Raw genomic sequence first — 4,123 nt, 5'->3', positions numbered from 1 at the left:
AAAGCGCCGCTGCCTTCCACACGCCGATAGCCGCTCCTAATGCGTCCATGTCCGGTATTTTGTGTCCCATGATCAGCACGCGGTCGCTCTCCTGCATCAGATCACGCAGCGCATGTGCAATGACTCGGGCCCGCACCCTGGTACGCTTCTCGACAGCATTGGACTTGCCTCCGTAAAAGGACAGGCGCTGCCCCGCTTTCACTGCTGCCTGATCTCCCCCACGTCCAAGCGCCATATCCAAACTGGATTGGGCCAGCTCGCCCAGCTCCTTGATACTCTCTGCGCCGAAAGACAAACCAATGCTCAATGTCATGGGTACTTTCAAATCCGCCGTCATTTCCCTTACCGTATCCAGAATGACAAATCGGCTCTGCTCCAGCTCTTGGAGTGCTTTATGATTCAGCATAATAAGATAACGCTCGGATGACAACCGGCGCAAATAAATATTGTACTGATTGGCCCAGGACGTAATCTCGCTGGAAACCTTCGCTATGAGCGCAGTGCGCTGCTGATCGTCCATTCCCTGAGCAGCCTCGTCCATATTATCGAGCATGACGATGCCAAGCGCCAAGCGCTCGTTCTCATACTGCTTGCGCAGTACCGCGAGTTCTGTTACTTCATACAAATATATCAGACGCTCATCGGGCACGATTAGAAACTGATAATAACGCTCATCATGCTGTAATTCCACCTTTAGTTCACGAGCAGGCTCTTTCGTTTCCTTCTTAGTGCTTAGAGCATTGGCGAGTTGAGGAAACAAATCCTGAAGGGGCTCACCAATCAACGATTGCTCCTCGAACATCTCACTGGCAAAGCGATTGTGCCATTCTACCGTTCGATTTTCACTGTATAAAATGATACCGAACGGCAGTGTACTAATCGCTTCCCCTTCCACCCGCTTGATTCGGAAGGAAAGGCCGCTGATATATTGATTCAGTTCCCGACGGAAGTCCAGCTCCGTCTTCAGCATCAGTCCGCCGAGCAAGAAGGATAGCAGCAGTCCTATCACACCCAGTTCCCAGTTGTACATGGAAATACATATGACAAGCACCAGCAGCAGTAAAAACGCCCAGACCGTCTGATAGCCGTGCCAGCGTTTTTGTAGAAATTTAGGCATGACTATTCACCCTATTTCTTTGATCTTGTAATAGCTTCGCGCAGCGGAAAGGCCAAATCAATAATACCTATAATGCGGAGCGGCTGGAACACCAGAACAACGAGCGACAGCAGCAACGCAATCACCGGGCTCTTTTTACGGCTATGCGTCCAGAAGTATACAAAACCAATTGTCTGGATAATAAAACATGCATGGATCAGCGGCAGCATACTAATGGAGACCGTTTGAATCCAGCTGCTATCGGAAGAATCCGCTATCCATCCAATTACAATTGCCAGCAGATAGTACCAGATCAGCGTGCGCGGTAGCATCCACTCGCGAGCAGGCTTCATTTTACGTACTGGCACACCGAGACTGCTCAATGCCGGACGTGCCAAAGCATGTGTGATTACTGCCAGTATGAACGAGCTGACGATCATCACATATGGTACCTTACCAATCAGCATTGTACCGAGTTTCTGCGTATCTCCCGCTGTCCAGTTCATATTCGCAAACATCGGATTCGCCCCCAAAATCTGCTGTACAATACTGGCCGATAGCTCAGCCTGATCACGAAGCGACTGGGACAGGTCAAACCCGTAGGAATACGTAGCGATAAACAGTACAAACAACAACTCGGCTAAAATAATACCCGTTCCGGTCATCAACGCCTGAAAAGCAGATCCTCCCTTTTTATATACCCGTCCCATTAATATAGAGGGAACTAGAAAGTAAATCGCAGGAAGCAGCGAATACACATCGAGTAGCGCTATAATTAAAAGCACTGGTATGACGTGAGCTAGAAATCCTTTGAAAGGCAGCGATGAAAACAATACAGCGCCAGGCACAATCAGGAAAAATACAGCAATGATTCTAAATGGTGTCAATAAAGTCAGCAGCAGCAGCAAATAAATAACGCTCCATGCTACAGTGGCCAAGCGGAATTTCAACGTTTTCACCTCTTACGCATATGTTCTTCCAGTGCGGATATGTCCTGATACCAATCCTCCAGCTGGTGTCCTTCTTTTCTGTGCTTTCTTAGCTTGTCGATGAGTAGATCATCCAATTCACGGTAAGACACTCCAAGACGCCTTCCCAGAATATAACTGCTCATCACCAGGCTGGCCAAACAATCACCAATACGGACTGTACTGCCTTCCCACATCGCCTTAAACAGACGGGAGACTTGGTCAAGCACCTCTGTTTTAAGCCATTCAATAACCTTGGCTCGTTTAACTACATCCATTTCTTTAGGCATATGATGAAGAGTCACACCCCTCTGAAAAAGCTTTATTCTCCATTATAGCATATCCTATTCTGAAAATAACTGTTACCCCATAGGGTAAATAGTTATTTTCAGAGCAGCTTTGCTGCTTATTATAAGCCTCTGCCGACATCGTTACCCTATAGAATAACAGCAGGCTTCAGTGCAGCTTTGCTGCTGCATTCTGCTCCTGCAAGCCACGCTATTCGCAGCCATACGCCGATCTTAAGATGAAGTATTAAGCGATTCCTTGGACACAAACTTTTCACAATACTCAATGATTTGGCTGCGACGCACAATACCGATAAACCGTTCCATATCATCCACAACAGGCACAAAGTTTTGTACCTTCGCCAAATTAATCAGATCCTCCATATTTGCATCAATGGATACGGGTTTCATCGAAACCCGCAGTGGGACGTCCTTGAGCATAAACTTAGAAGCGTTTTCAAAGGTGATTTTCCCCTCAGACTCCTTCATATGCCATAAGAGGTCACCCTCTGTAACTGTACCCTTATATCTACCTTCCTTATCTAAAATAGGAACCGCAGTAAAGCGGTGATACTCCATTCGTTCCAAAGTTTGCCGTAAAGTAGCATCCGCCGTTACACAAGCAACCTCCTGTTTGGGAAGCAAGAAAAAAGCGATATTCATGAGAAACGAATCCCCCTCAAAATCAAATATAAATCCATTGATTACTCACTGAATGTCCTGCTTGTTGGGTAGCCTCAGCGTCTGCGGGGTTGTATCAGAGTCCAGCCAGTTCGCAATTATAAGTCTGGCATATTCAAGTTCCTGTTCATTAGCCCGGTCATAGTACAGGCCCTTCTTCTTGAACCCTTCCCCCGTAATCGTAAAACTTGAAATTTGTGGATTACCTTGTGAAATAGCTTGCTTGCCAAGCCCTGTAATAAAGGCCGGTTCCATATCCGTTGTAAAATTGGCCCCCATAATATCGAGCAGCTCTGGAATCTTGGTGATTCCGTCGATATTCAGCAGCCTATCCGCCATAGCGTTCAAAAAAATCTGCTGACGTTTTGTACGGTTGAAGTCGCTATCTTCCCGATACCTAACATAATACATGGCTTCTTCACCATTATAAAGCGGCTTGCCCGCCTCAATACGAAACTTGATATGCAGCGGGTTTTTATTTTCGATGGGCTGATCGATAGGAAGTACGACTCCGCCCACTGCATTCACGGCATCCTGAATACCCTGGAAATTGATCGTAGCATAATAATCGACCTTATGCTGCATCAGCTTCTCTACGGTAGCCATGGACATTTCTTCTCCTCCGAACGCATAAGCATGCCCCAACTTATCAAAATCATCCTCGCCATCTCGATTGGAGTCATGTCCGGCAATCTGTACATACGTATCTCTTGGAATGGACACCAAAAGCACACGCGATTCTGCCGGCCGTACAGCAGCATATATCACCGTATCGGACCGACCACGTGCCTTTTCGTTTGGCCTTTGATCCGTTCCCAGTAACAACACCGAAAAAGGCTCCTTCTGGTAAGCCACGGTCTCTTGTGGATGTTGTTCCACGGATTGACGAGGCTGGTAGGATTTCTCCAGCTTGCTTTCCAGCGTCGGTGAAACAAACCAGTCAAAAGCCACGAGCGTCAGCTGTTTGCGGAATAGATAGCCTCCCATTGCAACCAAAAGCAAGACAATACATGAAATATATAGAGCGGTAAACCTTTTTTTCTTTTGGGGCTTTCCACGGGTCCTTCTCTTATGTCTTCTCTCCATCATGG

Annotated in this window: 5 protein-coding genes; all 5 read right to left on the bottom strand. The window is 47.0% G+C overall.

Annotated elements, in window-relative coordinates; translation table 11 throughout:
* A partial coding sequence (locus AC5V8P_RS24015; RefSeq protein WP_495473943.1) for a GGDEF domain-containing protein occupies positions 1–1,117 on the bottom strand: 1,117 nt, incomplete at its 3' end.
* A gap of 11 nt (positions 1,118–1,128) precedes the next feature.
* A complete protein-coding gene (locus AC5V8P_RS24010) occupies positions 1,129–2,046 on the bottom strand; it encodes a DUF2232 domain-containing protein (protein WP_063211703.1) in 918 nt (305 codons plus the stop codon).
* 5 nt (positions 2,047–2,051) lie between these two features.
* Positions 2,052–2,354, bottom strand: a complete 303-nt coding sequence (locus tag AC5V8P_RS24005; RefSeq protein WP_013373896.1) for a MazG-like family protein — start codon at positions 2,352–2,354, stop codon at positions 2,052–2,054.
* 231 nt (positions 2,355–2,585) lie between these two features.
* Positions 2,586–3,014 carry a CBS domain-containing protein gene (locus tag AC5V8P_RS24000; protein WP_063211699.1) on the bottom strand — a complete coding sequence of 143 codons (429 nt, stop codon included), beginning with the start codon at positions 3,012–3,014 and terminating at the stop codon, positions 2,586–2,588.
* A 45-nt stretch (positions 3,015–3,059) separates the two neighbouring features.
* Entirely contained in the window at positions 3,060–4,121 is a 1,062-nt protein-coding gene (locus AC5V8P_RS23995) for an LCP family protein (protein ID WP_064797507.1), read from the bottom strand.
* Positions 4,122–4,123: the final 2 nt, after the last annotated feature.

Source organism: Paenibacillus sp. N119s (genome assembly GCF_059447605.1).
The sequence above is the reverse complement of the archived record's forward strand: the minus strand, read 5'-3'. Positions and strand labels throughout refer to the sequence as shown.

Excerpts from the sequence above, each read along its gene's own strand:
- AC5V8P_RS24005 (WP_013373896.1), bottom strand. The coding sequence starts at position 2,354 with ATGCCTAAAGAAATGGATGTAGTTAAACGAGCCAAGGTTATTGAATGG.
- AC5V8P_RS24000 (WP_063211699.1), bottom strand. The coding sequence starts at position 3,014 with ATGAATATCGCTTTTTTCTTGCTTCCCAAACAGGAGGTTGCTTGTGTA.
- AC5V8P_RS23995 (WP_064797507.1), bottom strand. The coding sequence starts at position 4,121 with ATGATGGAGAGAAGACATAAGAGAAGGACCCGTGGAAAGCCCCAAAAG.